General features: G+C 47.6%; 16 protein-coding genes. 7 read left to right on the forward strand and 9 right to left on the reverse strand.

Annotated elements, in window-relative coordinates:
• Positions 1–38: 38 nt before the first annotated feature.
• Positions 39–647 carry a hypothetical protein gene (locus tag FS628_RS12410; RefSeq protein WP_145322290.1) on the reverse strand — a complete coding sequence of 203 codons (609 nt, stop codon included), beginning with the start codon at positions 645–647 and terminating at the stop codon, positions 39–41.
• A 284-nt stretch (positions 648–931) separates the two neighbouring features.
• Between FS628_RS12410 and FS628_RS12415 the strand changes: the two genes are divergently transcribed.
• The 3 genes from FS628_RS12415 to FS628_RS12425 all read left to right on the forward strand — a co-directional run bounded on the left by FS628_RS12415 (position 932) and on the right by FS628_RS12425 (position 3,235).
• On the forward strand, positions 932–1,927 hold the full coding sequence (locus FS628_RS12415) for a multicopper oxidase domain-containing protein (protein WP_145322292.1): 996 nt from the start codon (positions 932–934) through the stop codon (positions 1,925–1,927).
• A gap of 49 nt (positions 1,928–1,976) precedes the next feature.
• A complete protein-coding gene (locus FS628_RS12420; RefSeq protein WP_145322294.1) occupies positions 1,977–2,663 on the forward strand; it encodes a Crp/Fnr family transcriptional regulator in 687 nt (228 codons plus the stop codon).
• A 146-nt stretch (positions 2,664–2,809) separates the two neighbouring features.
• The gene (locus FS628_RS12425; protein ID WP_145322296.1) at positions 2,810–3,235 is read left to right on the forward strand and encodes a YlbF family regulator; all 426 of its coding nucleotides are present in this window, start codon (positions 2,810–2,812) and stop codon (positions 3,233–3,235) included.
• A 134-nt stretch (positions 3,236–3,369) separates the two neighbouring features.
• Here FS628_RS12425 and FS628_RS12430 read toward each other — a convergent pair whose 3' ends face one another.
• Complete coding sequence (locus tag FS628_RS12430) at positions 3,370–4,095, reverse strand: ZIP family metal transporter (RefSeq protein WP_145322298.1); 726 nt, start codon at positions 4,093–4,095, stop codon at positions 3,370–3,372.
• 138 nt (positions 4,096–4,233) lie between these two features.
• Positions 4,234–4,962, reverse strand: a complete 729-nt coding sequence (locus tag FS628_RS12435) for a YwiC-like family protein (RefSeq protein ID WP_260871023.1) — start codon at positions 4,960–4,962, stop codon at positions 4,234–4,236.
• 70 nt (positions 4,963–5,032) lie between these two features.
• On the opposite strand from FS628_RS12435, the gene FS628_RS12440 reads away from it, so the two are divergent.
• Positions 5,033–5,734: a Crp/Fnr family transcriptional regulator gene (locus FS628_RS12440; RefSeq protein WP_145322299.1), complete on the forward strand. Its 702-nt coding sequence runs from the start codon at positions 5,033–5,035 to the stop codon at positions 5,732–5,734.
• A gap of 121 nt (positions 5,735–5,855) precedes the next feature.
• On the opposite strand, the gene FS628_RS12445 is transcribed toward FS628_RS12440, so the two are convergent.
• The 6 genes from FS628_RS12445 to moaA are packed head-to-tail and all read right to left on the reverse strand — an operon-like array spanning position 5,856 to position 15,037.
• Positions 5,856–7,367: a nitrate/nitrite transporter gene (locus FS628_RS12445; protein WP_145322301.1), complete on the reverse strand. Its 1,512-nt coding sequence runs from the start codon at positions 7,365–7,367 to the stop codon at positions 5,856–5,858.
• Positions 7,368–8,093, reverse strand: a complete 726-nt coding sequence (gene narI, locus FS628_RS12450) for a respiratory nitrate reductase subunit gamma (RefSeq protein WP_145322303.1) — start codon at positions 8,091–8,093, stop codon at positions 7,368–7,370. It abuts the gene before it with no gap.
• Positions 8,090–8,743, reverse strand: a complete 654-nt coding sequence (gene narJ / locus FS628_RS12455) for a nitrate reductase molybdenum cofactor assembly chaperone (RefSeq protein WP_145322305.1) — start codon at positions 8,741–8,743, stop codon at positions 8,090–8,092. Before narJ ends, narI begins: the two co-directional genes overlap by 4 nt.
• Before the next feature lie 23 nt (positions 8,744–8,766).
• On the reverse strand, positions 8,767–10,236 hold the full coding sequence (gene narH / locus FS628_RS12460) for a nitrate reductase subunit beta (RefSeq protein WP_076210001.1): 1,470 nt from the start codon (positions 10,234–10,236) through the stop codon (positions 8,767–8,769).
• Positions 10,226–13,978, reverse strand: a complete 3,753-nt coding sequence (locus tag FS628_RS12465) for a nitrate reductase subunit alpha (RefSeq protein ID WP_145322307.1) — start codon at positions 13,976–13,978, stop codon at positions 10,226–10,228. The genes narH and FS628_RS12465 overlap by 11 nt, the downstream gene beginning before the upstream one ends.
• Positions 13,979–14,035: 57 nt before the next feature.
• Positions 14,036–15,037 (reverse strand): GTP 3',8-cyclase MoaA, encoded by a 1,002-nt coding sequence (gene moaA / locus FS628_RS12470; RefSeq protein ID WP_145322309.1) that lies wholly within the window; start codon positions 15,035–15,037, stop codon positions 14,036–14,038.
• A 320-nt stretch (positions 15,038–15,357) separates the two neighbouring features.
• On the opposite strand from moaA, the gene FS628_RS12475 reads away from it, so the two are divergent.
• From FS628_RS12475 to FS628_RS12485, 3 genes are read left to right on the forward strand one after another with little or no spacing between them, the layout of a single operon-like run.
• Positions 15,358–15,591 carry a DUF2249 domain-containing protein gene (locus FS628_RS12475; RefSeq protein ID WP_105408981.1) on the forward strand — a complete coding sequence of 78 codons (234 nt, stop codon included), beginning with the start codon at positions 15,358–15,360 and terminating at the stop codon, positions 15,589–15,591.
• Positions 15,592–15,608: 17 nt separating this feature from the next.
• The gene (locus tag FS628_RS12480; protein ID WP_145322311.1) at positions 15,609–15,983 is read left to right on the forward strand and encodes a hypothetical protein; all 375 of its coding nucleotides are present in this window, start codon (positions 15,609–15,611) and stop codon (positions 15,981–15,983) included.
• The gene (locus FS628_RS12485) at positions 15,970–16,575 is read left to right on the forward strand and encodes a DUF2249 domain-containing protein (protein WP_145322313.1); all 606 of its coding nucleotides are present in this window, start codon (positions 15,970–15,972) and stop codon (positions 16,573–16,575) included. The genes FS628_RS12480 and FS628_RS12485 overlap by 14 nt, the downstream gene beginning before the upstream one ends.
• The last annotated feature ends 10 nt before the right edge of the window (positions 16,576–16,585 follow it).

Raw genomic sequence — 16,585 nt, forward strand, 5'->3', positions numbered from 1 at the left:
TGCGGGTCTAACTCTTCATCTCCATCTTCATCTTCAACTCATCCAGTCTTGTGCTGAAGCTTCGATAGTGTACGAACAACCACATCCCTGTTCTTTGCTTCCTTGATATAAGCAGGGATACTGTGTGAAGCCGTTCGTATAGGCATATTTCCGTATTTCACACGCAGATCTGCGGAAACATAAGCGATGAGATAACTCAAGTGCTCCCGGTTCACAGCCCATATTATTTTCCCTCTGAAATCATCCATGAAGTATAATTCCAACCCGAACACAGGATCCTTTCCTGCACGAATCTCGGCAAAATACCTTTCATATGTCGGCTTGGCATGTAATTCAACCTGATTAACAGAACCACAATGCGGACATTCCACATGCGTCGATCGGTGAGACGTCTTCTTCTCGTCCGTGACTTCCACGTTAAACCAACGTTCACATACAGCACAATTACCCTTGGCGTTATATTGATACACTGGTTCTTCAAGTGCTTGAGCGTAACATTCGAAACACTTCCAACCCAGTTGATCATTCCGTTGTTCAATCGAAGCGTGCCCACCGCATTTGGGACATTTCACATCAATCCGCTCTCCCCGTCGAAGAACCGAATAGAAACTGTACTTATATGCACCTTCATCTTCGAAACGTTTCATTCCGTATCCACCCTCCTCCTGAAACTATGACACACACCGCGTCAGAATACTCAACATTTACCAATCCATCTCTCCAAAATTATATGAAACTCCGTTCCTCAGCACAAGGAACGATGAATGGTAAGACGATAGGGAATCACTCTAATACGACTTACCCAAGTGTGTGCCCCATCACACCCATTTCTGCTCCAATAACGTAATCTATTACTAAATAACGAATGGAGTGAAAGAACGCCTGTTTTTTAGTTTGTGAAAAACATCACTTGAGCAAAGGTTGTGCAGCTATGTTTTCATTACTGAACCTGAATGTATATAAATGGTCACTCGTATTCGCCATTTTCACAGCCACTCTGTCTCATTGTAGTTCAACCGATACAGTTCCTCCTGTTCACCAGAATGAAATTTCACCTACGGCTATCAGCCAAGCCCCGGTGGACCCGATCATCCGTAAAAAAGGCACCACAGTATATATTGAAATGACTGCCCAGGTTACAGATGTCGAAATCTCCAAAGGCGTGATCTACAACGCTTGGACATTTAATGGTACCGTCCCTGGACCCATTCTACGAGTGACCGAGGGAGACACACTGGTGTTCACGTTGAAAAATAAAGATTCCAGCTTGCCTCACTCCATGGATTTTCACGCTGTACATGCTGCCCCCAGCAGCAAATTTATTGATGTTATGCCAGGCGAGGAAGGCACGTTCACCTACCCAACCTCCTCACCCGGTGTATTCATGTATCACTGTGGAACCAAACCTGTCCTTGCCCATATTGCGAACGGTATGTACGGCATGATTATTGTTGAACCCAAGGCTGGATACCCTTCTGATCACTTGGTTGATCGTGAATATACCCTTGTTCAGAGTGAATGGTATAAAGAACATGATTACGAGGCCTTTTTGAACGGGGAACCGGAATATGTCGTATTTAACGGCAATGATTATGGATTGACCAAGCGCCCCCTGCTAGCCAAAGTAGGAGATACAGTGCGGATCTATGTCAGTAATGCCGGACCCAATGAAGTCTCATCCTTCCACATTGTCGGTACAATAATGGACCGTGTGTATACCGATGGTAACCCACGTAACATCCAGTATGGAATACAGACGGTTATGCTTCCCGCAAGTGGTGGAGCCGTCGTAGAGTTCACCGTAACCGAAGAAGGCGACTATCCGATTGTAACCCATCAGTTCAATCATGTAGCCAAAGGAGCTTCCGCTGTTCTCCGTGTAACCAAGGACGGTATTGATCATGGCGGACCCGCAATGTCTCACTGAAACATGACAATGACTATGACTATCCTGAACCATTCGAGGTGATTAAACGATGATCTGTGCGCACGAAGCGAAGGATGCCTGTTTCTCCAAAGTATCTCTGTTCCAGCATCTTGATCCATCCGAAGCAGCATTGCTGACCTCCCTTCTGCATACCCGTACTTATAACAAAGGTGAAGTTATCGTCCAGGAGGGCGAACGTTCAGATACGCTTTATGTGGTTCATCAGGGATGTGTGAAGTTATCCAAATACAACGAAAATGGCAAGGAACATATTATCCGGTTTCTGTTTCCCGGAGATTTTTTCGGACAAGATTCCCTGTTACATCAAAAAGCACATGCGGCTAACGCCGAAGTTCTGGAGCCTTCGGCCATCTGCTCCATTAGCAAGCATGACTTTGACCAGTTACTTGAACATGATCCGAAGCTTGCTTACCATTTCCTGCTTGCCATTTCCAATCTTCTCCGTGAAACAGATGAATGGAACAGTTCGCTCAGTGCGATGACAACGGAACAGAAGATTGCTAAGCTGCTTTTGTATTTCCATACCCGAAATCATGCAAGGCATGAGATCCGCTTGCCTGTTTTCAAAAAAGATATGGCTCTGTTACTCGGTATTACACCCGAAACACTTAGTCGTAAACTCGCCATAATGCAGACCCAGGGACTGCTTCAGGTTACAGGGAACTGCATCCTTATTCTTCAATTGGAGCAGCTTAGGGAAAAGGTTACCTACTGAACTAAAGATTTGACAATAACACTGAGATGACAGAATAACAGCGTATTTGGACAAGTATTAAATTTCACATCAGATGTGAGTATCGTCACAGTGCGGGCTTACGTTAGCGTATACAGTTAAGAAAAGATCTACAGGAGGGTTTTGCGATGAATACGATTGTTAAATTGGACAAACAGATCATTATGCACAAAATGCAGGAGCTATGTTCACTGCTGTTACAGGATGAAGGATACAAAGAGATGCGGGACATGATTGATCAGTTTGCAGCAGATGAGCAGGCCACAGCCCAGTATGAGCGTTTTATGGAGAAACATCAGGCACTGGAGGAGAAAGAACGGCAAAATATTGAGTTGCTTGCCTCTGAAATTCAGGTATATGAAGAGGAAGAACGCGCTCTTTATGATCATCCCCTCATTCGTCGGTTCATCTATGCACAACGCGAGTTCAGCCAGCTGCATCAGCAGATCAGTCACTATTTCACGAAATCCGTGGAAATGAACCGTCTACCCGAAGCGAATGAACTGGGTAAAGAGGCTTGCGGGTGTGGAGGAAGCTGTTCCAGCAACCACTAAGATCATCTTTTGTCTAAATAATAAAAAAGAGTATCCGATCAGAATCCACTCTGTTCGGATACTCTTTTTATATAGATTTAACTAATATTTACACGACTATGTAGAGGACAGCGATCGGAAGCTTATTCTGTCATCTACAGATCCAACAACAGCGATACAAGCAATCCCATGGATGCAATCAAACCCACGACAGGTCCGCCTTCCTCAAAAGCCTCCGGCATCATCGTCGAGCAGATCATCGCAATGATTCCACCACCTGCAAATGCACCAATTGCTGCACCCATCTCCTCAGGAAGCTGCTCGAGAAACAGATATCCACCCAGAGCTGCAAGCGCGGAGATCAGCAGTACACTCAGCCACATCAACATGATTTTCGCTCTGCTGTACTTGCTGCCCTGCAATCCAACCGTACTCGACAGACCTTCAGGGATGTTGCTGACAAAGATGGATACCACCAGCACCACACTGACACCGTTTCCGGCCAGCAAGCTGGCTCCAAGCATGATGGATTCCGGGATAGCGTCCATTACTGTGCCTGCAAAGATCCCCAAGCCGCTTTGATTCGAGTCTCCTGACCTTCCCGAGCGTTTACGCCCTGCCCCACCCTTTGCCGAGATGAGCAGGTCAAACAAGGTATACACGACGGCACCTGCCGTAAAACCAATGGCTGTAGGGATAATCCCCCCATCATTCAGCGCATCTCCGAGTAGTTCAAAGGTAGCTGCCCCGATTAATGTACCTGTCCCAAAAGCCATGATCCATCCGATGACTCGTTTGGGAATCTTTAGAAACAGCGCTGCGAGTGCACCAATGACAACCGCTGAGGCAGAGATGCCGCCCCACATGAATGCAGTCCACATCCGGGTCGACCCCTCTCTTGTTCAATAATCTTCTATCATTCCATTAACCCTTGCCGACGAATCAAAAACAATACTGTGACGTTGTGACCTATATCACCTGCTGTGTTCAAAAATCACGCTATGATGAAATGATGAGGTTTACAACAGAATTGACCAGATCAGGAACTGTACGGCTCCAATAATTTCAATGATACCGACCTTCATAGGGCGCAGTGTTCTGCCTGCATATATGAAGGTGCGCACAGCGGAATAGACATACACCAAAGACATCCATGGATATCCGATCACCATCGGTATGATGATTAGAAGGATATGTACCGTGCGAGTTAGCATCAGCCAACGCTTATTCGTTCGCTCTCGAAAGACCGATTTCACAAAGAACGTACTTCCTGTAAAATGTAAGAAAGAAAACAAAACGACGATCGCCATTTCATAATCCCAGTGCCCGCCTCCTATGAGATAAGCAGCTGCTCCCCCCAGAGAGAATACGAGCATGGCACACAGGTCATTGGTAAGCGAGCGTTCTACTTTGTGTCTCACATGCCAGATGTTCACCAGCAACAAGCCAGCCAGTACCGGGCCAAAGAATAATAGTGAGATCTGACCCAGAACGGGTGGGATCAGACAGATTAGAGCCACTGTACCGTAGATTGCCGCCCATTTGTAGAGACGATGTCGATTGGCATTCTTTTTCAAAGACTGTAGTAAGGGATACGCTGTTAGATATAATCCAAGCCAAGCTACGAATAAGGGCGCATGCAGCCAGTGCGGACCACTTGCAATCACACCTACCAGAAAAGGTACACTAACCATGGCCCAGCCGCCATGTTCATGAGGGATAACGATTGAATGCGTATTGGTTTTCACTTCACAGTTAACCTCCTAGGATTAATGATGTCGAAGTTCAGAAATATGAACACAGAGAGGAAAGATTCTCATGAGCAGGGTAAACAAAGATTCAGCAGCGGAGTTTCTACATCAGTTCCCCATCTTTCAGGACCTTAGTCCAGAAGAATTAAAGCAGGTCGAAGATATCGCCATTTCCAGAAGCATTCATAAGAAAACGGTCATTTTTAGCGAAGGTAGCGAAAAAGAAGCTGTTTTTTTCATTCGTACCGGCATCGTAAAAGCATATAAAACGGATGAGAACGGACATGAACAGATTGTCTCTTTTCTCAAGACAGGAGATATGTTCCCGCACACCGGCTTTTTTAACGCACACCCCTATCCGGCTACCGCTGAAGCGATTACCCCTACCGAACTACTGGCCATACCCGTCAGACTGTTCGAACGTTTAATGCTGAGCACTCCATCAATTGCGATCAAAATCATGCGTGTACTCGGAGACAAAATACGAGAATTACAGGATAAATTGCAGGTACTCTCTGGTCAGGATGTTCGCAACCGCGTGCTTTCCTTCCTTCTCATGCTCGCAGAACAGCATGGACAGACACATGGAGATCAAATTATCATCAACCTGCCCATGACACACCAGGAGTTTGCCAATTCCATTGGTACAACAAGGGAAACAGCGAATCGGCTTCTAAATCAGCTTACAAAAGAGCATTTGATCGAAGTGGATCGCAGCCGAATTATCATTCTTGATTTACAAGCATTGAAACAACAAAAGGATGCATGATCACCCACTCCACTGGGGTTACCCCAAGTCCTTACACCAATCTCTGTGTGCAAAAAGAGACCTTAACGCCTGCAATCGATGTTAAGGTCTCTTGCTGTATGCACAATTACCGATACATGTATCAGGCGATTGTGAGCTCTGGCCTGCCCATGTCACTGAACATGCCCGCATAATATTTGACTTCACCTGCCTCATTACGGATTGCCGTAATACTTAGCCATTCCTGATAGATCTCTCCGTTTTTCTTCCGATTCCAGATCTCGCCTTGCCAATATCCTTTTTCACGTAATTCCAGCCATAATTGGTCATAGAAACGTTTATCCTGCTTACCGGATTTCAGCAGACTTGGCTTCTGTCCAACCGCCTCTTCAGCGCTATAACCAGTGACTGCAGTAAAGGCCGGGTTCACGGATGTAATAACACTGTTCGTATCTGTGATCAGAATGGCTTCAATGGTACTCTCCAGAATGCTCGCAGATAACTGAAGCTTCTCTTGGTAGAACATCCAGATCACAAGTACAAGACTGACCAACGCGATCTGAGACAAAGCCATGAAACCAATGGCATAATGACCGGTCATGCTGTACAACAAAGTCAACATCAACGGAGGGAAGAATCCACCCAGTCCCCCCATAGCGGAGATCATCCCATTCGCTACACCTGGTTGTTTGACGAAATACATTGGCACTAATTTGAAAATGGTTCCGTTACCTGTCCCTGCGCATAATGCCACAGTCAGACATCCAATCGTATAGATATAAAATGATGGGGCGAAGGATAATACAATCGCTGCGATCGTTAATCCGCCGAACACAAACATTAATATTTTGAATGGATTAAATCGATCTCCAAGCCAACCTCCTACGGGCCGCATAATGGTTGCAACGAGAATGAATCCCGCTGTACGAATACCTGCATCGACTTTATCCATCTGAAAGTGACTAACCAGGAAATTCGGCAAGTAGACCGTAAATGCCACGAACGAGCCAAATGTCAGAAAATAAAACAAGCAGAGCAACAATAGTTTATTGTTGCGTGATATGGCCTTCAGTTGCTGCATTAAAGGAGCGTTAACTCGTACTTCCTGTTTGTCACCCAGAACGAAATTCAGCGCCGCCATCCCTAATAGCAAAATACTGTAGAGCAGAACCGTCGTAGACCATCCCATACGATCAGCGATCAGCGGGGCTCCAAATGCAGACAGTGCTGTACCCAGGTTACCAATTCCGTAGATCCCGTTAACAAATCCATGTCGCTCTTTCGGATAATATTTGGGCAGTGAAGTTACACCGACGGAGAAGACAGCTCCCCCAATACCGAGGAACAATCCACCAATCACCAGATCACTGAACGACGTCGCACGGCTAATCCACCATACCGGGGCCAGCAACAGGACAAAGCTGATCATGAAAATATTGCGTGCTCCATATCGATTCGTCCAATAACCAATCGGAATACGGGCGATCGATCCGATCAATACGGGAATCGCTGTCGCCCATGCAAGCTGGGAAGAAGTTAGCGCAATATCCTCTTTAATAAATGGCATCAGAGATGACAGGATAACCCATACCATGAAACCCAGAACCAGACTTGCCGTTTGCAAGGGCAGTTGAACCTTTCCTTTATGTTGCATCTACATCGCCCTTTCCTTTTTTTGTTCCTGATTCGGATACACGGCACCATCTCTTCTGCGATACAACACATAACTGCGTTTCAGATAACCCAGTGGCGTACTCAGCATGTGAACCAGACGTGTAAATGGAAACACGCAGTACAGTACAAAGGTAAGCAGAATGTGTACTTTGAAGTTCATCGGTACCGTCTGCATCAGAACCGGATCAGGCTGGAATACGATCAGACCGCGCAACCACGGATTAATCGTTGTTCGATAGTCAAAACCTGTGTGATTCACCGCATTAGCCGAGGTCGCCAGTATTCCGGTGACAATGACAATGATCAACATGGCAAGTGCCATCCAGTCCCCAATGCTGCTTGTCGCCCGCACTCTGCGAGCAACACAACGGCGAACCAGCAAAATGACAGCACCTGCAAATGCAATGATCCCCGCAGGAAGTCCTCCTGCAATAGCCATCAAGTGATATCCTTCATCACTCAGGCCAATCCAGCGATAGAACTCCACTGGAACAAGCAAACCGGCAATATGTCCACAGATTACAGCGAATATCCCGATATGAAAGAGTAAACTGCCCCATTTTAGCATACGTTTCTCCAGCATCTCACTGGACTTGGACGTCCAACTGAAAGGATTCGTCACATAACGCCAGATTGTAGCCGTAATACAGAAAACAATGACCATATAGGGAAGAGCGCCCCATAACAACAGTTCCAGTGTACTCACCGATTCCCCCTCCTCATCTGGGCAGCGATCTGCATAAGATCTGCGGGTTGTTGGTTAACTGTTTCTTCTTGTTCTGGCACATCAGGGGCAGGAGGCTCAGGAATGACCTGTAACATCAGGCTGAGTAATGGCCCATATGGGCTTTTCTGCCCCGCAATGCTTTCGCTCATTGTGACCAACGCCTTATGGCAACTGGAGAGCACCCCTAAGGCATCTTCCTCGGGAGCCTCAGCTACAAATTCAAGCACCATAGGCAGATAGTCCGGCAACTCACTTACTTCCATGTAAAATCCCGCAGCTTCGTATCTGCGCTTCAATTCAATGAGAGCCGGGCCCCGATCCCGTTCATCTCCATGAAGAGCATACGTGAGATAGAGGTTACACTTTTTATCAAAATCGAATGTACGAACATAGGAATCCTGCCACTCAATCGAGCTTACCGCCTGTGCCTCATCTATAAATGTCAACAGAATCTGCTTCACCATCTCATCCGAAATGGACTGTATGGCTTCCTGAACACCCGATAGTCCCTCTCTCCACGCTGTATCCGGATATTGCAACAGGTAGGAGATCAGTTTGCAGACCATTCTTCTCGTATCCGTATCGTAAACCAGAGTCTGACCTGTTCCTTCATTGGGTTCGATCGTCATCGTTTGTCATTGTCTCCTTTCCATCAAAATACCCCACAAGAACCTGGACCACCTGCAAAATCAAGTCCGCAGCTGCCCTGTTCGCTGAAGAGATCTTCCACTTCCTCACGGTGAGCTGGCGGGATGACAAAACGGTCGTTGTATTTCGCAATGGCGAGCAGTCGGTACATGTCCTCCACTTCCTGTGCATCCATACCCACTCTTTCCAGCAATGCCGATTCACTGGTCTTACCCGTCTGCTGATTACGCATGTGAATGCGCATAACTGCCATCTTCCGCAGGACCTCACGAATTCGATCCGTATCTCCTGCTGTAAGCAGATTGGCAAGATACTCCACCGGAATACGCATGTTATCAATTGCAGGGAAAATATCATTAGCCTCCAGTGAACTTCCCTGTCCCTCTACCCGATTGGTAATCGGGCTAAGCGGTGGAATGTACCATACCATTGGCATGGTGCGGTATTCCGGATGAAGCGGGAGCGCAATTTTCCAATCGATAACCATTTTATAAATGGGGGACTGCTGCGCTGCAATAATCCAATCCTCTGGAATTCCCGCCTCGCGCGCTTCGCGAATCACCTCAGGGTCATTCGGATCAAGGAAAATATCCATCTGGGATTCATAGAGATCCTGGTCATTTTCAACTGAAGCAGCGGCTTCAACACGGTCTGCATCATACAGCATCAGGCCGATATAACGGATACGTCCCACACAGGTTTCGGAACAGATCGTTGGCAGACCCGCTTCAATCCGCGGGAAACATAGCGTGCATTTCTCGGCTTTGTTTGTCTGCCAATTGAAATAGACCTTTTTGTAAGGACAGCTCGATACACAGAATCTCCATGCGCGGCATGCATTTTGGTCAACCAGTACAATCCCGTCTTCTTCCCGTTTGTACATCGCTCCGGAAGGACAGGAGGACACACAGGCCGGGTTAAGGCAATGTTCACAGATCCGTGGCAGATACATCATAAATACCTGTTCAAAATCCATTTTGATCGAATCTTCGACACCCTTCATGTTGGGGTCTTCCATCCCGGTTACATGGGCACCTGCCAGATCATCCTCCCAGTTAGGTCCCCACTCCAGATTCATATATTCACCAGTAATCTGGGATTTCGGTCTTGCTACAGGCTGATGTTTTTTCTCCGGGCTGTTCGTCAGTTTCTCATACTCGTAGGTCCATGGCTCGTAATAATCATCAATGGTAGGCTGATCCGGGTTATGGAAAATGTTAAGCAAGCGTCTTGCCCGTGTGCCGGACTTCAATTCAAGTTTGCCATTCTTCATCTCCCAGCCACCGCGATAACGCTCCTGGTCCTCCCATTGTTTCGGATAACCGACCCCTGGCTTGGTCTCTACATTGTTCCAGTACATATATTCTGCACCTGGACGATTGGTCCAGGTGTTTTTGCACGTAACACTACATGTATGGCACCCTATGCATTTGTCCAGATTCATGACCATACTGACTTGTGCTTTAATCTTCAAGCCAATCCACCTCCTGCAGTTTTCTTATGATGACATTGAGGTCACGCTGATTACCTGTCGGGCCATAGTAGTTGAAGCCATAACTTAACTGGGCATAACCACCGATCATATGGGTGGGCTTCACATGAATACGTGTCGGACTGTTATGCGTACCCCCACGTGTCTGTGATATTTTGGTGCCCGGAACATTAATATGACGGTCCTGAGCGTGATACATGAATGCCATGCCTCGAGGAATACGGTGCGTCACTACGGCTCTGGCAACGACTACCCCGTTACGGTTGAAACATTCGATCCAGTCGTTGTCGACCAGTCCGGCTTCTTCTGCATCTTCGTAGTTCATCCAGATTGTCGGGCCACCTCGGAACAACGTCAGCATCGGCAGCGCATCATAGTACATACTGTGGATCGACCACTTATTATGCGGTGTCAGGTAGTTCAGGACAATCTCCTTTCCCCCTTCGATCGGACGTTTGCTGTTCGGATGGAACGGCGTATGCTTCAGCACAGGTTTAAATGTCGCTAATGTCTCTCCGAACTCGCGGAGCATTGCATGATCAATATAGAACTGCTGTCTGCCCGTCAATGTACGCCATGGAATCAGACGCTCCACATTGGTGGTGAATGGCGAATATCGGCGTCCGCCTTTTTCCGATCCGCTGAAAGCAGGCGAGGTAATGACCGTTTTCGGTTTGGAAGTGATCTCGTCAAACGTAAAACATTCCTCAGACCGTTCCTCAGCCAAATCTTTCAGATGCAATGCCGTTTTCTGTTCAAGCGCTTCCCACGCACGCACAGCCATCTTGCCGTTCGTTGTACTGGACAAGGTCAGAATGGCCTCCGCAACATTACGGTCTGTGCTCAGATCCGGACATCCTTGTCCCACGCCATCTTTACGGTGCACACCCAGGATGCCCTTGAGTTTTTCATACTCTTCACTGGCTGACCAGGATATGCCTTTGGTACCGATTGGTTTATCCTTCACCACAGGTCCAAGGCTGATCATTTTGTTATATACGGCAGCATAGTCACGTTCCACGACCTGAATATGCGGCATCGTTTTACCCGGGATTGCTTCACATTCTCCCGCACTCCAGTCTCTGATCTCTCCGTACGGTTGAGCAAGCTCATCTGGTGAATCATGCAACAGCGGTGTAGCTATGATCTCCTTCTGTGGACCATCAAATTGCTGCGCAGCCATCTCGGAGAATACACGTGCAATTTCCTTGAAGGTATCCCAGTCCGAACGGGATTCCCACTGCGTGGCTACCGCCGGATTAAATGGATGAACGAACGGATGCATATCCGTACTGCTCAGATCGCTTTTTTCATACCAGGTCGCTGCTGGCAGAACAATATCGGAATACATCGCCGTACCTGCCATCCGGAAATCCATATTGATCATCAGGTCGAGTTTGCCTTCCGGTGCTTCATCCACCCATTCCACATGCTCTGGGCGCAGTCCATGATCGTCATCATTCAGCAATCCGTTCGTTGCACCGAGCAGATGCTTGAGGAAATACTCATGTCCTTTGCCGGAACTTGAGATCAGATTCGCTCTCCAGACAAATAGTACACGCGGGAAGTTCGCTGGATCATCCGGTTGCTCGATTGAGAACTTCAGATTTTTGTTCTGCAATTCTGAGGCTACATAAGCACCGATCTCTTCCTTCGTCGTTGCTCCAGCCTGCAGTGCATCCTGATGCAGATCAATCGAGTTACGATTGAATTGTGGATAAGATGGAAGCCAGCCCATACGCGCAGCCATCACATTATAATCAGCCACATGCTGGAACCGCGGTTCACCCTCAAGCGCCGAAGTCAACTCTCCGACTTGGGTCTCCTCGTATCTCCATTGATCTGTTGCAAAGTAGAAAAAGGATGTTCCGTTCTGCAGACGTGCAGGTCCGGTCCAGTCACGAGCAAAGGCAATCGTCTGCCAGCCTTCAGCCGGACGCAGTTTTTCTTGACCAACATAGTGCGCCCAACCTCCACCGTTCACACCCTGACAGCCTGTCATCAGTATTAAGTTAATGATGGCGCGATAGATGACGTCGGAGTTGTACCAGTGATTAATACCGGCTCCCATGATGATCATGGAACGCCCTTTGGTATCAATCGCATTTTGTGCAAACTCACGTGCAATCTGTACGACAGTCTCTTGGTCCACACCAGTGATTTTCTCTTGCCACTCCGGAGTGAATGGTTTTACCTGTGGTGCATGTAAGATGTCGTCTCCACGGTGAACACGTACACTCAACTGCTCCGCACCAGTGACTACTTCTGCTGAATCCGCAGAACGTGTCATTTCACGTTCAATTCCGTATTTGGCAAGTACCAGATCGTATACGGCTGTTACTGTAATCCATCTGTCCCCTAACCAAATCTGACGTACAGGAATCTGCCGCTTCATGACATGTTTTCCCTCATCATCAAAGTACGGCAGTTGAATGGTTACGAGGTCATGATGGACTCCGAGCATGGATAGTCTAGGATCAATCGGCTCACCGTTCTCCACCTGTTCCATTTTGAGATTCCATGTGCCTTCTTCCCCCCAACGGAAGCCCAAACTTCCTTTTGGCATCGCATAGGTTCCACTGTTCTCATCGAATACAAGCGTTTTCCATGCCATATTGTTGCCCGTAATACCCAGGTCTTCCCCAACCAGAAATCTGCCTGCTGTGTGTATGCCGTCCTTTTCTTCCACAATCAGCAGATTTGGAAAGTCCGTATACTGTTTGGCATATTGCATGAAATAGTCCGTAGGCTTTTCAATATAAAACTCTTTCAGGATGACATGGCCCATAGCCATCGCCAGAGCGCCGTCCGTTCCTTGTTTTACCGACATCCATGTATCTGCAAATTTCACATATTCCGCATAATCCGGGCTGATCGATACCACTTTCGTTCCCCGATAACGTGCTTCAGCCAGGAAGTGGGCATCCGGTGTCCGCGTCATTGGCAGATTCGAGCCCCATACCAGAATGTATCCCGAGTTGTACCAGTCACTGCTCTCCGGCACATCCGTTTGATCGCCCCAGATCTGAGGTGAAGCCGGCGGCAGATCCGCATACCAATCGTAGAAACTGAGCAATGGTGATCCCATTAAGGACAAGAACCTTGACCCTGCTGCATAACTGACCATCGACATGGCAGGAATCGGAGAGAAACCAATAATCCGGTCCGGTCCGTATTCTTTGATCGTATGAATTAGCGAAGCGGCAATAATCTGTGTCACTTCACCCCATGACGCGCGAATTAATCCACCTTTACCACGTACCGATTTGTATCTTTTCACTTTGGCCGGATCATCCGCAATACTGGACCATGCTTGAACCGGGTCACCATGTGTCTGAAGCGCATCACGCCACATGTCCAGCAGCGCACCACGTACGTAAGGATGTTTGACACGCAGCGGGCTGTACAGATACCATGAGAAACTCGCTCCACGTGGACAACCTCGTGGCTCAAATTCCGGCATATCCGGTCCGGTTGAAGGATAATCAGTAGCCTGCGTTTCCCAAGTGACAATGCCGTCTTTCACATAGATCTGCCAGCTGCATGATCCGGTACAATTGACGCCGTGTGTGGAACGCACCACTTTGTCATGCTGCCAGCGGCGGCGGTAGACATCTTCCCAATCCCGGTTGACCGGGGACATCTCACTCCAGCCCTCCGCACTTTTTTCACGTTTGGCAAAATATTTGAGTTTGCCCATCCAGGGCATGCTTTTGTTACTCATTGTTGTCCTCCCACATATATGACCTGTTGATGCAAGTCGAATCCTGAACTGCTGTTGCTAACCTCCGATTTGCGACATATGTCGAAGCGTTGGCGTGCCGTCAATCTGTTGCCCGTTTAAGGCTTTTAACATGTCATGTGTTTCGGGTTTGGCTCCGAGCGCCGAGTAAAATAAATCCTGCACCGCCTTGTCATCACCCACGAGTGGACGAACATTGAACTCATCTGACCAGTAGAGACAAGGTTTGATATTTCCGTCTGCTGTCAGCCTGAGCCGATTGCAATTTCCGCAGAAATGACTGCTCACCGGGTGAATCAGACCAAAGGTTCCGGCAGCTCCCACAATGCGATAACTATCTGCCGGTCCATTGCCATAAATCTCTCCACAGCTTTCGTACTCCCATCGTGCTCCGCATGCTTCCAGCACATATTCGAGGGGCATATACCCTGATCTCCAACCTTCTCCACTTTCACCTATAGGCATGTACTCGATAAAACGAATATGAATGGGTTCATCCCGGGTCATCCTCAGAAAGTCTTCCACTTCATCGTCATTCACGCCTTTCATCAGCACCACGTTAAGTTTGATCGGATGAAATCCGGCTTTTTGGCTGGCCTTAATGCCGTCCAACACACGCTGCACCTTGCCGCCTCGGGTAATGCTTGCGAATCGTTCTGGCTTCAAAGAATCCAGGCTTATGTTCACCCGTGTTAGCCCCGCAGCCTTCAGCAGATCCGCATAAGCTGCCAAATAGATGCCATTGGTTGTCAATGCGATATCTTCAATTCCTGGAATAGCGGACAACATCGCAATCAGTTGATCCAGCCCCTTACGAACAAGAGGCTCCCCTCCAGTTAAACGCAATTTCCGAATGCCCAGTGGAGCAAGCGCCTTAACGATGGACGTGATTTCTTCATAGGACAGGATTCGTTCTGTCGGTTCAAACTGCATTCCTTCCTCCGGCATGCAATACACACAGCGGAGATTACAGCGATCCGTAACCGAAATTCTTAAGTAATCATGTTTTCTTCCAAACGGGTCCATTAATTTTGATTCCATACACGTACCTCCCTTCTCTAGGGTGCTGTCTTCACATCAGCCGAAGGAGAAAGCTGTTTTCTCTCATCCAGTGTCATCTTGACGCTAAATATAAGGATGTCTCGCTCGCTGAACTGTGCAAAATATCACAAGAAGTGAAACATAGTGCACAGTTGCACATCTATATATGCTCCGCAACCCTTTTCCAAACAGGATTCTGGTCTAAATAAGTCAAAATTATGGCAAAAGAAAATGTGTGAGCCTGCTCACACAGACCCCTCTTCACGTTTTCTATAATCAAATTGCAGCACCCACACTATCCCAATCTGGAGGAATGACACATGAACACATACGCAGCAACCATTAATGCCACGGAGTATCCACCGCATTTGAAACATAAAGTTATTTTCGAAACGTTTGAACAGCTGCAACCACAGGAATCCATGCTGCTCATCAATGATCACGATCCAAAGCCACTTCGATTCCAGTTCCAGTCCACACATCCTGATGGCTTCAACTGGGAGTATATTGAGCAGGGCCCTACAACCTTCCAAGTCAAGATCAGCAAACTATAGATTGGAGCTGAACCGCTATGGCCCACGTTGAAATCATTGACGATACTACACTTCGCATCACGCTGAGGTTGGAAGATGCCACAACCATGGTGCAGATAGCACAGCGTGAGCAGGCCGAATATGCGCAAGAGATTATTACCATTTACGATAAAATGCCTGTGTTCGAATATACTCACTTCTGTTTTTACGCCTATGACAGTGCAAGACTTTTTGAGCGTGTGCTCGGCATGGACCCTAAAGCCTATCTGTCCTTCTCCCTCGATGCGCCGGAGTCATTCTTCTATGCGCTGTACGGTGGTATGGCCGCCCTGTATGAATCATCTCTACAGTTGGTACAGCAGACGGATGTAGCTGGCGCAGGATTGGATGTGAACGCACATGTCTCCATCTGATGTCCATATTGTTGAATTGGATGTGCGCCCTCATCTGAGTAAAAAGCTGGAGCCGTTTCAGCTGATCATGGACACGGTCAAGGGCCTTCAGCATGACGATGTGTTTGTACTACATGCTCCATTCAAACCAACGCCTCTGCTCGGTATTCTCAAGCTGAAAGGATATTCCAGCACATCTGAACGTAGGAGTTCAGATCACTGGGTTACCACATTTGTGCACAAAAAAAATAAAACCGGTGCAAAAGCATTATCTGCAATGGTTTTATCTGGATCAGAAGTTAATTCGGAACCCGATTCAGATGAAGAATCAGCTTCATGCAAAGGACATCCGGAGGAGCAAGCTGTTGCGATTGCAAACATTGAAACTCCACAGGAGGCCAAAGTTATATTGGACAATCGCGGATTGGAACCGCCACAGCCCATGATGCGAACACTTGCCGCACTGGAGCGTTGCAAACCTGGGGAAGTCGTACTGATTCATAATGACCGTGTACCTGTATTCCTGATTGAAGAGTTGAACAATCTCGGTTGCACCTACATGGTTGAGGATCAAGCCGATGGTACAGCCAAAGTGAGAATTGAAAAAGGGTAAGGAGGCGAGA

Origin of the sequence: Paenibacillus xylanexedens, assembly GCF_007676705.1 — a bacterium.
Taxonomy (GTDB): Bacteria; Bacillota; Bacilli; order Paenibacillales; family Paenibacillaceae; genus Paenibacillus; species Paenibacillus xylanexedens_C.